A 16,134-nucleotide genomic window follows, 5' to 3' on the forward strand; every position below is an offset into this window, starting at 1 on the left:
TCAGGCGTTTTTCAGACGCTCGACGATTATGCGGTTTCCCTTGGCTTCGGCAATCACGATTTTTTCACCCGGCTCGATAAATTCGCCGCGTGCCACCACATTCAGGCGCAGGTCGCCAAAGCGGGCGGCACCTGCCGGATTGAGCCGGGTTTCCGCAATCCCCTGCTGTCCGATTTTGGAGGTGTTGTCAGGGGCGGGCACGAAGCCGGCCCGTGGGCGGATGGCCTCATCCAGGATCAGCTTATTGAACAGGGGGACCTTGGGCAGGAAGGTGGCGGCCAGTACGGCGCCCGCGATCGCGATCAGGAGCGAGGGGGTGAAGCGGATGGCCGAATCCGTGATGGCGGGGAGGGACGGGTACCAGGGATCTCCGGGATAGTGCTGCGTCATGCCCATCAGGATGGAGGTGATAATCAGCAACAGGCCAATGATGCCGGGCAAAACCACCCCCGGGAACACAAACAATTCCACGCAGAGCAGGATGACGCCCAGCAGGAACAGGGCGACTTCCTCCATGCCCGCCAGGCCGGCAATGTGCGAGCCCCAGAACCAGATGGCGAGCAGGATAATGCCTGAAATCCCCGGCAGTCCGAAGCCCGGGGTTTTGAACTCGATATAGAGGCCAAGCAGGCCGAGGCCGAGCAGGACAATGGAGATGGATTCAATGAACCGGGCGATCTCTTCGGCGGAGGAGACCGTCAGTTTGATGATGGAACATTTATCCTTGCCGATTTTAATCAGGAGGGCCTGGAGGTCTTCCACGGTGCCGGCGGATAACAACGGGCGTTTATCCGGCCCGACGAGGCGTTCCGCATCCTTGTTGGTGAGGGTGAGGAGGCGGCCTTTTTTCGAGATCACCTCGTCTCCGATCTTGTATTCCGTATCGCGGCGCACCATGGCTTCGGCGAGCTGGGGGTCATGACCGCGATGCTGGGCGGCCGCCCGGATCATGGCGGCGACATAGGAGACGGATTTTTCCTCAACGGACTCGGGCATCGGTTGAACCTCCCCTGTGAGGCCGAGCATGATGGGCATGGCATCCCCGATTTTACTGCCGGGGGTCATGTAGATGTGATCCGTCGCCATGGCGATAATGGCGCCGGCCGAGATGGCGTTGGGATTGACCAGGGTATAGGTGGGGGTTTTCACGCCGCGCAGCATGTTGAGGATGTCCTCGGCGGCGTCCACCCGTCCGCCCGGGGTGTCGATGTCGAAGATAATGGCTTCCGCCCCCCCGTCTTCGGCTTCGATCAGGCCGCGACGGATGACATAGATCAGGGCGGTATCGATTTCATTATGAATGGGGATGACATAAACCATGCCCTTGGCCGGCTGGATCCAGTTATTCGTACTGGCCTGCGCCCATTCAGGGACCATCAGCAGTACCGCCATCATGAACGAATAGATGAGTAGGGATAACGTTTTCATGACTCGGGATTATAGGAGTAAGGGCAAAGGGTGTCGAGGTGTTATCGCCCTCCTTCACGGATGGCAAGGGGGTAGGGGATTTTTGACAGAATTTACAAAATGAAACAAAATGAATTCGGGAAACATTTTCTAATGGCAGAGTAATCCGAGCCTGCCTATCCCCTCCCCATTCTGATCATTTTGTTATTCTGTCTAAAATCATTCCGATTTCCGTTTCGCCGGAAATCAACGGGTTTAGGGGATGGGTGTGGGCTCGGCGTCGCGGATGCGGAGGAGGGTGATGGAGCGATGCGTCAGATCTTCCACTTCAAGGTCCTTGACCATCCATTCGTGATTGATCTTTTTAAAGCTCTTGATACAGAGGCGGCGGGAAAGGTTTTCAAGTTTATCAAAGCCGTCGGCCTGGATCAGCATGGAGATCCGGGTGTCCACCCAGAGTTGGACGCGGGCATAGGGGGCCATGTCGTCTGGCGGCGCGCGGCGATCCAGAAGATAGCAGGGCTGGCCCCTGGCCTCCACGCGGCCAATGATCCGGCCTCCGTTCCACCACAGGAACCCGAGCGTCAGGTCCATCCAGGACAGCGCCGTATTCTGGATCCGGGTGTCCTGGGAGGGCACTGCGGCCGGGGTGAGGGGATCGCCCGCCAGGTACCGGTACGAGGTGATCCCTTTTTTGCGGACCACGGTGAGTTGCTCAAGCGACTTGCCGAAACTGTCACAGAGGGTGTAGGTGGCTTCCTGCGGATACCGCAATTGAATAATGATATTCAACTTCGATTTCTGCTCATCCTCCGCGGTCGTCACCAGTTCACCGGTCAGGGTGATGGGCTTTGACGGGAGCCGTGCCAGCAGGTTGGCCATCAACTCGTCCACCCCCGGCAGTTCGGCCACGGCCGGCGTGGTGGCCTCGTCGATGTCATTGGTCTGGGCGACGGAAGAGAGACAGAAGACAGAGGACAGAAGACAGAGGACAGCGGACAGAAGACAAGCCCTGTAAATGAAACAGGGGCTACTTGGCTCCCGACTCTCGACTCTCAACTCGTCACTCGCAACTCTGAACTCTCTCACATCCCCATCCTGGCCAGGATCTCCGCCTCAAGTTTATCCACGGGAATGCGGACTTGTTTCATCGAGTCGCGCTCGCGGAGGGTGACGGTGTTGTCGGTGAGGGTATCGAAGTCGATGGTCACGCAGAAGGGGGTGCCGATTTCGTCCTGACGCCGGTAGCGGCGGCCGATGGCGCCCGTCTGGTCATAAAAGCAGGCCCAGTGACGGCGCAGTCCGGTAAAGATGTCGCGGGCCTTGTCGACCAGTTCCGGCTTGTTCTTCAACAGGGGGAACACGGCCACCTTGATGGGGGCCACGCGCGGGGCAAAGCGCAGGACGGTGCGGGCCTCATAACCTGCGGGCGGCTGCTTGCCCGGTTCGGCCTCGAGCACGGGGCCCTCCTTGGGGATCCACTCCTCGTGGTAGGCGTTGCAGAGCAGGGCCAGGCAGATGCGGTCCACGCCGGCCGAAGGCTCAATGACATGGGGAATGAATTTCTCATTCGTGTCCTGATCGAAATACTCCATGGACTTGCCGCTGAACTCCTGGTGCCGGCTCAGGTCGAAATCGCCGCGGGCGGCGATGCCTTCGAGCTCCTGGACGCCGAAGGGGAAGGCGTACATGATGTCGACGCAGGCACTGGCGTAGTGGGCCAGTTCGCTCTTGGGGTACACATACTGGGTGATGCTTTCCGCCGGCAGCCCGATGGTCTGGTACCACTTGATACGCGCGGCGACCCAGTACTCGTGCCACTGCTGGTCGGAGCCGGGCTTGACGAAAAACTCCAGTTCCATCTGCTCGAATTCACGGGAGCGGAAGGTGAAATTGCGGGGGTTGATCTCGTTGCGGAAGGCTTTGCCGATCTGGGCAATCCCGAACGGGACCTTCTGACGGGAGGTGGCCATGACGTTGCTGAATTGGGCGAAAATCCCCTGGGCCGTTTCCGGGCGCAGGTAGGCCACGGAGGATTCGTCCTGAAGCGGGCCGATAAAGGTCTTGAACATCAGGTTGAAGGCGCGTGGCTCGGTGAATTCCTTGGAGCCGCAGGAGGGGCACTTGGTGCCCTCGGGAACCTTGAATTTCTCCTCCACCTTCTCACTGGCGTTCGGGGTGAGGCCCAGTTCCTCGAACAACTGGTCTGCGCGAAAGCGTTTTTTGCAGCCCCGGCAGTCAATCATGGGGTCGGAAAAGCCGCCGACATGGCCGGAGGCCTCCCAGATGCGGGGATGCATGATGATGGAGCAATCCAAGCCCACAATATCCTCGCGGAGGCTGACCATGTCCTGCCACCAGGCTTCACGGACGTTCCGCTTCAATTCGCAGCCGAGCGGTCCGTAATCCCAGAAGCCGTTCAAGCCACCGTAAATTTCCGAACTCTGAAAGATAAACCCGCGCCGCTTGCAAAGAGAGGCGAGATGTTCCATGGATAGAATAGATTGTGCCGTGCTCATGGCGGCGTATCCTGTATGAGGGGGGCGGGGGGGGTCAAGGAAGAAAGCAACTAATAAATGACTCCCTTAACCCGGTAGAACAGGGGATTGATGGGGCCGGGGACGCCATTCGTGTAGATGGGGAGGAATAGATTGCTGGTGGCGGTAGTCCAGGTGTGTTGCACCAGATTGCTCGACCATTCCACCGAGTATTCATGGGCATTGTCGGTCCATTGAAGGGAGGGGAGCGGGGAGGTGGTCATCTTCAACGTGATATCGGAAGGTCCCAGTTGGAAGAGTGCGATCTGTTGATTTGAAAAGGTGGCGGCGGCGTTATTGGTGACGATGAAATAAAAGCTCCGGGATCCGCCCGGCGCAATATATTTAACATTTTGTTTGGCATCCGCATGGACAAGGGTTCCCGTTTGGGATAACGCGACATCGAAATTGGGAAAGCTGACCGTGCCTCCATTATTGATGAAAGACGTTTGCCAGTTATAGACGGTGTTGGTGGTGTTGTTGGACACCACCATGGAGCAGTCGGCATAACTGGCGTGTTGTGTAGAGACGGTAAAGCTGACTATCCCGCCGCTCAGCGGAACAAGGCCATAATACGCGTTGGTGTATCTGGGGGCGGCGGGCAGGCAGGCGCCGCAAACCTTGAAGGTGTGAGAATCAGAATAGGAGCAAGCGGTGGGGTTTGTGTAATAGGCGTTCGTGTGGGTCAGGAAGAAGGTGTTGGTGGCGGCGGCGCTGATGGGGACGGGGGCCATCATGTAGTTGACCAGATCACGACAGGTAATAAACCAGGTGTCAGGATGTGATGAAGCCCAGGTAATGAATGAGTTAAGCGTCGTCACCCGTTCATCGGAAAAGCCTGGCCGGGAGAGCCACTGGCTGGGGGTGGTGGCGTGAAGGAAAAGCCCGAAAGGGGCGCGGTTCCCGTTATAGTGCTGGGCAAAATTGGTTTTCCAAAGTGCATCCACCTGTGCGGCGGTATATCGGGTCGCATTCGATGTTCCATCATCGAAATCGGGGGGATCCATGACCACCGGGGTGTTTCCATAGTGGAGGTTAGTGTCGCAGGGGAAATGATCCCATACCGGAATCTCAAAAAGGGAGGGGTAATTCGTCAGGGGCATCCGTTCCGGGCCGGCGTTTTGACGCAACCCGTTATGCAGGGTATAAGGCCAGATCATGGCCGCAGGCGAGGTGCTGATACTGCCGTTTATGATTCCCTCCGCAAACGATGAATCGTATAAGAATCCCCGGCCTGCAAGAACCGCGCAGGCCGCGTCATTCACCAGCAGAAACGGGGCGCGAAAGCCGACCATGGCGTCTACGGGGATGTTGGCCAGCTCTGCTAAAACCCGCCGGTCGCCGGCAATCTCCTGATGCCAGCGGATGGGGTCGGAGTTGGTGGTGGTCAAGTGTGACATGGTATGCACTGCGATTTCATGTCCGTCGGCATAGAGGTGCTGAAGGGCGGCGCCATCAAACTCGCTATCGAGCGAAACAAAGAAAGTCGCCTTGATGGGGTTGCCATTGGGGTTAACGTGGTTCGTCAGCACCCGCTGAACCAGATTGAGCATATTGGTAGTGATGGAGTCGTCAAACGTCAGGAGGACAATCTGGGGGGTATTGGAGGGGGCCAGACCGCCGGGTGGAGAAAGCGAGGGGCCAATCAAGGGGAGTGCTTGGGCGAACATACCAGTACAGAGCAGGCTCAAGAGTAAAAACGTCCTTAGGCAAGTGGTATAATCGCATACTTTCATGACCTTATTATGGCACATCCGAACAAGTGGACAAGAATGATCTTTCCGGTGGCGTTCATCGGTGGCGTTCGACGTCCCGGCGAACGCATTCTCTTTTCGGTCGCAAAATGCAGCCGCCGGGACGTCGGCTGCCAGTGCGCCCGTGATGGTGCCATGTCAGGGAGGTGGAAGTCCTCCTTCGCCCGGTTCGCTGACCGGGTGATAGTTGAATATAACTGCGTCTGTGAGAACAGGGGTGGAGAGCAATGGGAAACGAAAGTGACGTCCGTACGATAAGAAACTCGATACGGCCATACACTGGGGCGAGCCTGCTGGCTAATGAGCGAAGCCTGACACCGCGCAAGCGGGGTCTAACGGACACGCTGAACATCAACAGCGGAGAAAGCGATGTCCTCCAGTGTCGGGTGGGTGGAGACGGAAGGCACAGAAGGCAAGGCACAGGAAGCGGGGATACCCGACGAGGTACTGAAGATCACGTCGGGAGACAGAGTCGTCATAGGAGCGTAGAGAGCCGTGAAAGCGGAAGGAGCGAAGGGCGATAGGGAAGAGGAACGGGGATGGCAACACAAGAGGAAATAAAACCGGCGGAAGTGCCTGAAAAGGCTAAGCAAGCTGGAGAAGTGCAGGAGCGGCGGGAACGCTGGGACTGGGCGGAACCGAGTGTGTGGACAGACCCGATGCTGGCGGCCCTGGAAAACGGGGTCAAGGGAGGAAAGTGGTTCAGTCTGATTGATAAAGTCTATCGGAAAGAGAATCTGGAAAGCGCGTTCAAGAAGGTAAAGAAGAATGGTGGAGCCGGAGGGGTGGATCATGTCACGGTGGAAGGATTCGAGAAAGACTTGGACAGGCAACTGAACAAGCTGATGGAAGACCTGAAAGCGGGGATATATGAACCACAAGCGGCCCGAAGGGAATATATAGATAAACTTGGGACAAACGAGAAGCGACCGCTGGGCATACCGACGGTACGAGATCGAGTCTGTGAGGGAGCCTTTCGCCACGTGTTGGAGCCTATCTTTGAGCGGGAATTCTTGGGAAGCAGTTATGGGTTTCGACCGAAGCGTAGCGCAAAAGATGCGCTACGGATGGTGGACCAAGGGCTGAAAGCCGGGAAAGGATACGTGGTAGATGCCGACATAAAGCGGTATTTTGACACGATACCGCACGAGCCACTGCTGGCGCGAGTAGCAGAAAAGATAGCCGATGGAAGAGTAATGGGAGTACTGAAACAGATGCTCCAGCGCGGAGTGCTGGAAGACCGTGAATGGGTGGAGAGTGAAGCCGGAACACCACAGGGTGGCGTCATCAGTCCATTGCTGGCCAACGTGTATCTGAATCCCATGGATCATATGATGCAGGAATCAGGATATACAATGGTGCGGTATGCAGATGACCTGGTGATACTGTGTGAGACCCAAACGGAAGCCGAGGCGGCCTACAGGATGCTCAAGGCATGGGTGGAAACGCAAGGGATAAGTCTGCACCCTGAGAAAACCCGAATCGTGAATATGAACGAGACGGGAGCAGGGTTCGACTTTCTCGGCTACCACTTTGAGCATACGCAGAAAGGGAAGTTGGATCGGTGGCCAAAACGCAAGAGTATGGCCAAGCTAAAAGACCAGATACGAGAACTGACGCACCGAACCAATGGTCGGAGTCTGGAAGAGACCATTACGAAAATCAATCAGGTCACACGAGGGTGGTACGGATACTTCAAGCACAGTAACCGATGGACATTCGCCGAGGTAGATGGGTGGATACGGGGACGGTTGAGGTCGATCCTGCGAAAACGAGCGCACTTAAAAGGGCGAGGACGTGGACGTGATCATCAGCGATGGACTAATGACTTCTTTAAGAAACATGGGTACTTCAGTCTATATGATACTTGTGTGGAAATGCGCCAGTCCGCTATGCGGTAACACCTCTAACTGGAGAGCCGGATGCCTGAAATGGGCCTGTCCGGTTCGGAGGGAGGGGAAGAGTCAAGCATCTTTCCCTACCCCTATCCTTTGGCAATCCATCAGCCATTGATGGTTAATTTTATGTGCCATGATGAAGTGGGCCAGTTTACTTCCGGCCATGTTTGTGTATAGTGGCGGACATTATGGATATTGAAACAACTGTTTTTTTGATCGTGTCGCTGGTGTTTTCGATCATTTTGCATGAGGTGGCGCATGGGTATGCGGCCTACCGGCTGGGTGATCCCACGGCGGCCTATTCCAATCGTTTGACGCTGAATCCGATTGCGCACATTGATTTGTTCGGGTCGATCCTGTTGCCGCTGATTCTGGTGTTGACCCATAGTCCGGTGTTGTTGGGTTGGGCCAAACCGGTTCCGATCAACCCTTATAATTTCAGGAACTATAAGCGCGGGGTGATGATTACGGCGGCGGCCGGACCGTTGACCAATTTTGCACTCGCCATCGTGGGGGGGCTGCTGTTTCAAGGCTTGGCGATGCTGGGGACGCCCCTGGCGCTTCTGGCCTGCAAGTTCCTGTTGTTTTTCTGCCTGACCAATGTCACGTTGGGGGTATTCAACTTGATTCCTGTCCCGCCCCTGGATGGGTCGAGGATCCTCTACGGACTACTGCCGGGCCGCTGGGCCGAAGAGTATTTAAGCGTCGAGCGGTATGGGATGTTTATTCTTTTCGGCCTGCTCTGGCTTGGCGCATTGGATGGAATCATCTATCCCCTGTCGCGTTTCATGATGCGCTTACTGCTTGGGGTTAATTTTTAATTTCCTATTTCCGCACCTGCCGTGAAGGGCGTTTCATGGCCGGGAGCAGTTTACGCTTAGCCAGGAGGGCCTGGATTTTAGCCGGGGTTTCTCCGGTAAGTTCCAAGTCACACTCCAGGAATTGAAGTCCCTTCTGTTTGATGTTGGATACTGAATCGCGGAGCACGCCTAATGTTTTCTGTTCTGCCACCAGAACCAGGGAATGGGCGCTGGCTTTCCGGGCCTGCTTGAGGGCTTCCTTGATAATCACTCCTGAAAACTTCCTGAGTTCGTCCAGAAGCCGTTTGCTTTGATGATTGTCGAATGAATACGTGCCGCCTGATCCGGTTTGGTTACGACCTTTGGGCGGGGTTCCACGTGTTTTCCCCCCGTTTTTTTCGGTCTCCGCATTGAGTAAGGCCTGTTCCTCGATCAGGCGGGGGCTGGATTCGATTTCAGGGGTAAGTGAATCCTTCAAGCTGAAAAGTCTGGCGCGTTGTGTATCGGCAACTACCACAATGTATTTACTCATGGTCGCTCCCTCCAGAGGGGTCTCGCGACAGGTCATACGCCCGGTCCAGAGCTTTGTCGGACTTTGCGGCGCCGTACGCTACCTGTCACGCTCACTGCCTCTAAGTGATATTTAACCACGGTGGCAAGGTTTCTGCAACACGAACGAATCATTCGGTCAGGGGCAGACGCATCTGAAGCCTGCCCGAAACAGAGAGGATATTTACCACGGAGGAGCGGAGGGTTAGAGAGAGAACACCAGAAAACCGTTTCGGAATTTGTAATTCCGGAGTACCCGAATTAAAAATTCCGCAACGGTTTTCTGGAGTAATACAACGAGAAAGATGGAGCGGCAAACACATCAGGAACCTGTCCGTTCCGTTGCCCGGTGAGGTGGTGTTTGCCGTCCCCCATCCTTTGGTAACTTCCGCGTGGCCTGCCTGTGTCTATTGTTTATTATATTTGCGCAACTCGCATAATACGTGTTGCGCAATGATGGTGTCGGTGAGGATGAGGTTGCTAAGGAGTACATTCCGAGGGCTGAAGAGTGTCGGTGGTTGGTTCTGGGGTTGGGGCAGTTGTTAGGTTGTTGGGTTGTTCAGGTTGTTCAGTTGTTGGGGTCGAAGGTAGCGGGCGCTGAATCTCAGGCTCGGGCAAGGTGGAGGCCGCCGTCCCGGCGGCATATGAGCCTGGTTGGGCCTCGCTGGCCACTGATGCCGCCGGGACGTCGGCATCCACCATGGAGGCCACTGGCGGGACATCGATTGCCGGCTGCGGTGTTGGGGCAGGCGTTTCACTCAATGGAGGGTTTTGCTCTGTCAAAACCATCTTGTCGACTGGCGCTGACGGTTCGACGTGGCTCACCGCAGGCGGAGCCGCCTCCGGTACTCCGGCGGCCAAGGCAGCGCCCTCCATTGGAAGAGAGGCCGGCGTGTACGTGGGCGCGGGGGTTTCTGGCGTCGGGGTCGTGGCCGGGGCAGTTGTTAGGTTGTTGGGTTGTTCAGTTGTTGGGGTCGAAGGTAGCGGGCGCTGAATCTCAGGCTCAGGCAAGGTGGATGCCGCCGTCCCGGCGGCATATGAGCCTGGTTGGGCCTCGCTGGCCACTGATGCCGCCGGGACGTCGGCATCCACCATGGAGGCCACTGGCGGGACATCGATTGCCGGCTGCGGTGTTGGGGCAGGCGTTTCACTCAATGGAGGGTTTTGCTCTGTCAAAACCATCTTGTCGACTGGCGCTGACGGTTCGACGTGGCTCACCGCAGGCGGAGCCGCCTCCGGTACTCCGGCGGCCAAGGCAGCGCCCTCCATTGGAAGAGAGGCCGGCGCGTATGTGGGCGCGGGGGCTTCCGGGGTTGGTTTGGCGATGATCGCCTTAGCCGCCCCTTGCCAAAGGATGACCACCTTTCCTGGCCAAGGTGCCACCAGGGCCGACACGGCTGTATAGATCGTGGGACAGCAGAGAATTCCGGTGCTTGTTTTTAGAAACCCTGCCAACCGTTTCCGGGCAGAGGCTGGGTCGGCTGGCAGGGTTATGACAACCAGTTCGTAGCCGGCCGCAGTGAGAATAGGATCCAAGCCGGGGATCAGGGCGAGTGAGCTGGCCGGGCTGTCCGCCGAAAGGATGAGTCCGATCCGCTGCTCCTGGATGTGAGCGTCGGGACTCGTCATCTGGGGTTTTGGGACGGCGACCGCGGTATAGGGTGCCATGGGTCTTCGCGTGTAGCCTAACTGGCGGGCGACCGCGAGGATGTGATCCTGAGTGGTTTGGCGAATCCGGTTCTGGTCAGCCTTCCCGCTGAGGACGCGTGAGACTGTCGATTTATCGACTCCGGCCGCCCTGGCGACATCGCGTACTGAAACTATGTTGCTCATGCGCAACTCACATATCATGAGTTGCGCAAAGCTTCAATGGTGTTTTATTGAGAGCTGTCGGATGGCTGTCCGAGAAGGCTCGCGTTTATATTTGCAGGGTTTTCCGGCAAAGAGGATGTCGAGGCCAGACTTGCGTTTCTGGCGGGTACAAGGCAAAATTCTTATTTTAAGAGGAGAAGCAACATGATCGTTCCCACATTGTGTTTAGTATGTTTTTTCTTTCTATGCTGGATTCTCATCCTGAAGGGAGAGTTGGCTCATATGGCGAAAGAACTCGACAGGGTTAAGCTGATCCTGAAAAAGAAAATGGGCCATTTGGAAGAGGAAGTGAAGGTGGATGCGGGACGTGCCTTGAAAGGGCGGGAAGCGGAAAAGGGGAGTTTGCTGCGAGCCCCGTGATTTCGACTGAAGGGACAAATCACAAAAGCGGGCGTACGCTTGTGAAACAGAGCTGAATTTGTTTTAATAGAGGTATGACGAAAATGAGGTGTACTATGATTATCCCTTCATCTGTGTGCAACGCGGTTAAACGGATTTCCATCTTGGGAGTCCTTTGTTGTTGGGCTATCAGCAATGAAGCGGCAACGTCTGGTCAAGGTTTTTTCAGAGTCCAGGGAGCCACCAATACCGCAATCACCGGATTCACCTCCTCGGGATTGCTGACGTGGACTAATGTCGCGGCAAGCAACGACTGTACTGTTGAGTGGTTGGGGTCACTGGGCGTTTCCAATGTCTGGCAACCGTTTGTAAACTTCCCAGCGATTTCGCCCGTTTGCCAGGTTCAGGTATTTGTTCCAACGTGGCCCGCGCCAACAGGAATGTCATTTCTCGTCACAACCCGGTTTCAAATGGGGAATTGTATGGATATCGATGAAGGGTATACCGATGAACTCCCGCTACATGAGGTTTATGTGACTCCATTTTTCATGGATCAAGTCGAGGTGTACAAGGCCCTATGGGATGATGTGTACGGGTGGGCCACCAATCATGGGTATAGGTTCGACAATGTTGGCTTCGGCAAGGGCCCCGATTATCCCATTGAGAGTGTCAATTGGTATGATGCGGTCAAATGGTGTAATGCCCGTAGTGAAAAGGAGTCGCTGACGCCGGCTTATCACACATACGAGGTTATTTTTGATCCTGAATCAGGAGACCCCATAGGGACTAATATCGTTGTTTACAGGGTGGGCGCATTGGGCATCACGTCTGCGCAGGTTAATTGGGCAGCGGAGGGGTATCGGTTGCCGACCGAAGCGGAATGGGAATTGGCGGCCCGGGGTGGGGTGGCGGGGCATCGCTTCCCTTGGACGGAAACAGACACCATCACGCAAACCAATGCCAACTACTATAGCTTTGGTGACGGGGGGGCGACTTATGCATATGACCTCAACCTAACCGAAGGCTATCCTTTTTATACCGGTGAGGGTACGGAACCCTTTACGAGTCCAGTCGGTTCCTTTGCGCCGAATGCCTATGGGCTGTATGATATGGCGGGCAATGTTAGTGAGTGGTGTTGGGATTGGTATGACGAGGGATTCTATACAAATGGCATCGCCAGTGCGAACGATACAAAAGGACCGCTAACCGGAAGTGTCATTGGTCGGGTTGTTCGTGGCGGAGAATGGTCTACGGGGGCGGATCAAGTCCGGTGTTCCCGCCGGTATTATGCGGATCCAGCCAGCAGTTCCCCGCAGTTTAACAGTCGTGGCTTCCGCTGTGTCCGAAGCCGCTAATCTTACCGCATGAACGACCAACTGCTCCACGTGCCGGGGACCATATGCCAGGCGGTGTCGAGGATGATGCTGCGCTGTGAGCCGACCGGATAAGGAAGCCCGGGTACAATCACTGTTCCGTTTCGAATCCGCTCATCCAGGGTCACATCCAACCGGGTTCGGGAACCTGAGGCCGGGCGGTTGAGAGACACCTGATTGCCGGCGGTCATATTTCCGAAAATACTGATGTAAGGCTGGCCGCTACTGTTGATGTTGTTATCTATAAAGTTATTTTCAGCATACAGTAAGGCGTGGATACTGCCCCCGGTTCCGAACTGGGCATCGCCGATATAGATATTGCCTGTATTGGTTGAGGTCGATGACCGTTTCATCGCAATCAAACAGAACGCGTCGGACGGGTTTTTAACGATCGTGCTGTTGACTTGGGCGGGCGTCAGGCCTGCGGCGTAATCGGCATTGTAGTAGAACTCATCGGAGATGGTGATATTGCCGCTAGCGACAATCGTGATTCGCGTTCCCGGATTTCTGAAGCGCATGCTATACACTTGCGGATGATGAATCCAGACGTTGCCATCCACATAATAGAGAAGTCCATTGGCGGAGGACTGAACGTTGATATACATGGGGGCTGTTTGAGCGGTGCCGTCGATGGAATCTGCCGAGACTGATGAGTTATAGGTCGAGTCGGCGGGATCCTCAAAGAAATAGTCATCAACGGGAGTGCCGTTATTGGTGATGGACGTATAGGTGCGTCCGTAAATGGTTTTCCCGCCGCTGGAGACGCTCCCGCTCTTCGGAGGATTACGTACAAAGATGTGTTCTGGACGAGTAAGGTCGGTGATGGCCTTGGCGGTGCCATAGTCTGAAGCCTGGACGGTAACGTCATTACCCCATCTGGGTAATGCATCTGTCGGGGGGGTTGTACTTTTGTTGACTGAATAATACATATGTTGAAGATCCGGCGGGTCAATCGCCGGATTGTTTCCGGTGGCGGGTAGTTGACCTGCGGCCGGGGCCGGCATGCCGGTCAGGGCTTGTTTCGTTTGGGTGCCGTAGTCGTAAATACTGTTGCGATCGTCCACATACTGTTCGCCGATATCATAGTGTCCATTTTGGTCTATATAAGGCTCAGCCGCGGTGTATACCCCGTCGCCCACATCTTCATAGGCCTCCGCAGGCCAGGCGGCACAGGAGTAAGTTGTTTTACCCACTTTGTAAGTGGTTTTCCATGTGCTGCCGCTCCAATAGCCACCGGCTGGATCATATTTTCCATTCACGCGTTGACTGTGTGACGAATCTTCCGTCCATTCTTCACCCGCATCCCAGCGTCCATTCCCGTGATCGACAACCGTGTCAACGCCGGCGTCATAAACCCCGTTCCCGTTGCGGTCGATGAACGAATCCCCCGTGTCCCACACCCCGTTCCCGTTGACATCCGTGAAAGGTTCTCCCGGGGTGTATTGTCCATCGCCAATGGTGTCAACATAGGCCTCGCCGAAGTCGTATGTGCCGTTGTTGTAGACCTTATTGGAGTAGGGTGCCATGGAGGATTTATAGGTGTTGAACGCCGATTGCGAAAGCGCATTGGAAAAGGATTGGACCGCGTAGGCATTGGTCCAGGTATCCCCGATCCCGCAGATGCCGGTGTGATTTGTGGAAACAAGAATCTCCGTTAAGCGCAGCAAGGCATCGCCGGAGCGGGTGAGATTCCCTCCGGAGTAAACATCGCCCCGTACAAAATCCGCATTCGTCGAGGTTCCCCCGATAGCCATGGTATAATTCGAGCCGGATATATTCCCGGCAAAGAGGGCGTGGGCATAAAGCGCATGGATGGTCCGGTTCCCCGCGCCCAACTCAACCTGGGCCTGCACGACGACCTGGCATGAGTTGTATAGCCCGGTTGAGGTCACCCAACTCGCTCCATTTGAGAGAGAGTAGTGGCTTTGAAACCCCCAGTCGTGTGCGGTGAAATTGTTGGTTCTCCCAAAATAGCCTCGAGATTCCGCAAGGCCGATATTGCCGTCCGAAGCTGCATTGAGTTTTACGATGGCGGATTGGAGTCCGGCATCGGCAAAGAATGCGGCTTTTTCCCGCGAAGAGGAGGCTTCCGCCACCCGGATGAAGGTGAATTGGGAGGATAAAATGGCACCCACCGTAATACCTGCGATGGCTAGCATAATGACGGTAATGACCAATAACGATCCTTGTTTTCCTGACAGGTCGGTTTGTGTTTTCATAGTCCTGATCCTTCCTTTAGAGTGTTCAGATATTGTTGAGTCAATTGTTCCTCAGCCGCACCGCGAGTCTCACGCAGGAGGCGTACTTTTCGTCATTCGCCGCACGTTCGCCATTGGCTCCCGGTTCTGAGATCCGATACGCCACGTGCAAGATATTAGAGGTAGATGGCGGAACAGTGAAAACTGGAAGTCCGAAACCAGCGGCATCCATCGGTGCAGTCATGCCGCGCGCGACAATCGTCTCCGTCTCATTAGCGCGTTTCAAATACATCCGTCCGTCCCTCAGCACTCCTGGCGCATTGGTGTATATCAGGCGTGAGACCCACGTGTTTGTACCCGTGCCGAAGCGGAGATCCACCCAGCGTCCCTTGACAACGTCGTTGGTGACGATGGCTGATGCGTTCCGTATATAGGCAGTGAGTGACGCGCCTGAGCGCATCGCCTCGTATTGAGACCAGGACATTTTTGAACACAGGGAGGCGATATCGGCACACCACAGGAAAAGGGTGAGTACGGCAGACCCCACCAGAATCGCGATAGAGGAGGCAATCACCACTTCCGTGAGGGTGTACCCGTTCTGGTGCTGTCGATATTGGTTTTGCTTCCAGATGCTCATGCTACTCCTATTGAATAATGGTCGAGAATGTGTCTGTCATGGTCGTTGAAAATAAAGGGCTCCAATAGGTCACATCGACATGCAATTCCCCGTAGATGGCGTTGGAGGAGCCTGTGACGGTTTTGTCCGCGGTATGCCACACCACGCGGGGAATTCTGATAATGGGATACCCTCTAATGCTCGTATTGGTGTCCGTTTGCAGGACTGTGGCTGAACCAGTCAGATTAGCGCGTCCGGTGGCAATAATTTCTTCAAGCCGCTCCTTACCGAAATAGCGCGCCTCAGTAGCAGAGCGGTTGTCCTCTCCGTAAGCATATGTTTTTACGCCAACTTTATACAACCCTGCGCAGAGTAATAGTGCTAAGGCCATGGCCACGACAATCTCGACCAGCGTCATGCCAGAGCAGTCTTCTTGTTTGATCGCTTCTATTTTGTTCATGGAAATAAACCCTTTTCGCTATAAAACTAGATATAGCCTCACACAACTCACAGGAAGACGCAATTACGGATGTATTTCAGAGCACAATTCATGCCGAAGCGGGCAGATTGGAATGTTCAGGCATGCTATCCTGAAAACGTGTTACAAGCGGAGCTTGGCGGGGTCAGGAGCGTCGTTACAGGCCCCGCATTATCAAAAATGAGAACACTGCGATGTAAAATTGCGAATACTTATGTGAGTTGGTGTAGTTGGTTAAGGGTAAATGGGGATGATTAGCAGGGTCTTTTGTTTTGACTTCATAAAGCACTGCGGATGAGGCGCAACGCGAAAG

General features: G+C 55.3%; 13 protein-coding genes. 4 read left to right on the top strand and 9 right to left on the bottom strand.

The window, feature by feature from the left end:
- From WCS52_14270 to WCS52_14285, 4 genes are all read right to left on the bottom strand, one after another.
- A complete protein-coding gene (locus WCS52_14270; protein MEI6168344.1) occupies positions 1-1,428 on the bottom strand; it encodes an NfeD family protein in 1,428 nt (475 codons plus the stop codon).
- 234 nt (positions 1,429-1,662) lie between these two features.
- Positions 1,663-2,496 carry an outer membrane lipoprotein-sorting protein gene (locus WCS52_14275; protein ID MEI6168345.1) on the bottom strand — a complete coding sequence of 278 codons (834 nt, stop codon included), beginning with the start codon at positions 2,494-2,496 and terminating at the stop codon, positions 1,663-1,665.
- Positions 2,493-3,926, bottom strand: a complete 1,434-nt coding sequence (locus WCS52_14280) for a glycine--tRNA ligase (protein MEI6168346.1) — start codon at positions 3,924-3,926, stop codon at positions 2,493-2,495. Before WCS52_14280 ends, WCS52_14275 begins: the two co-directional genes overlap by 4 nt.
- Before the next feature lie 50 nt (positions 3,927-3,976).
- A complete protein-coding gene (locus WCS52_14285; GenBank protein MEI6168347.1) occupies positions 3,977-5,635 on the bottom strand; it encodes a polysaccharide deacetylase family protein in 1,659 nt (552 codons plus the stop codon).
- 602 nt (positions 5,636-6,237) lie between these two features.
- Here WCS52_14285 and ltrA point away from each other — a divergent pair.
- On the top strand, positions 6,238-7,599 hold the full coding sequence (gene ltrA / locus WCS52_14290) for a group II intron reverse transcriptase/maturase (GenBank protein ID MEI6168348.1): 1,362 nt from the start codon (positions 6,238-6,240) through the stop codon (positions 7,597-7,599).
- Between the two features lie 185 nt (positions 7,600-7,784).
- The gene (locus WCS52_14295) at positions 7,785-8,417 is read left to right on the top strand and encodes a site-2 protease family protein (protein MEI6168349.1); all 633 of its coding nucleotides are present in this window, start codon (positions 7,785-7,787) and stop codon (positions 8,415-8,417) included.
- Positions 8,418-8,421: 4 nt separating this feature from the next.
- Here WCS52_14295 and WCS52_14300 read toward each other — a convergent pair whose 3' ends face one another.
- Together WCS52_14300 and WCS52_14305 are read right to left on the bottom strand one after the other, a co-directional pair.
- Positions 8,422-8,928, bottom strand: a complete 507-nt coding sequence (locus WCS52_14300; GenBank protein MEI6168350.1) for a host attachment protein — start codon at positions 8,926-8,928, stop codon at positions 8,422-8,424.
- A 497-nt stretch (positions 8,929-9,425) separates the two neighbouring features.
- Positions 9,426-10,778 (bottom strand): LacI family DNA-binding transcriptional regulator, encoded by a 1,353-nt coding sequence (locus WCS52_14305; protein MEI6168351.1) that lies wholly within the window; start codon positions 10,776-10,778, stop codon positions 9,426-9,428.
- 261 nt (positions 10,779-11,039) lie between these two features.
- Between WCS52_14305 and WCS52_14310 the strand changes: the two genes are divergently transcribed.
- Both WCS52_14310 and WCS52_14315 read left to right on the top strand, forming a co-directional pair.
- The gene (locus WCS52_14310; GenBank protein MEI6168352.1) at positions 11,040-11,177 is read left to right on the top strand and encodes a hypothetical protein; all 138 of its coding nucleotides are present in this window, start codon (positions 11,040-11,042) and stop codon (positions 11,175-11,177) included.
- Between the two features lie 419 nt (positions 11,178-11,596).
- Complete coding sequence (locus WCS52_14315; protein MEI6168353.1) at positions 11,597-12,511, top strand: SUMF1/EgtB/PvdO family nonheme iron enzyme; 915 nt, start codon at positions 11,597-11,599, stop codon at positions 12,509-12,511.
- A 2-nt stretch (positions 12,512-12,513) separates the two neighbouring features.
- Here WCS52_14315 and WCS52_14320 read toward each other — a convergent pair whose 3' ends face one another.
- The 3 genes from WCS52_14320 to WCS52_14330 are packed head-to-tail and all read right to left on the bottom strand — an operon-like array spanning position 12,514 to position 15,803.
- Positions 12,514-14,748 (bottom strand): hypothetical protein, encoded by a 2,235-nt coding sequence (locus WCS52_14320; protein MEI6168354.1) that lies wholly within the window; start codon positions 14,746-14,748, stop codon positions 12,514-12,516.
- 40 nt (positions 14,749-14,788) lie between these two features.
- Complete coding sequence (locus WCS52_14325; protein MEI6168355.1) at positions 14,789-15,364, bottom strand: hypothetical protein; 576 nt, start codon at positions 15,362-15,364, stop codon at positions 14,789-14,791.
- 7 nt (positions 15,365-15,371) lie between these two features.
- Positions 15,372-15,803, bottom strand: a complete 432-nt coding sequence (locus WCS52_14330; protein MEI6168356.1) for a prepilin-type N-terminal cleavage/methylation domain-containing protein — start codon at positions 15,801-15,803, stop codon at positions 15,372-15,374.
- Positions 15,804-16,134 lie beyond the last annotated feature (331 nt).

The organism is bacterium, from assembly GCA_037128595.1.
Classification (GTDB): domain Bacteria; phylum Verrucomicrobiota; class Kiritimatiellia; order CAIKKV01; family CAITUY01; genus JAABPW01.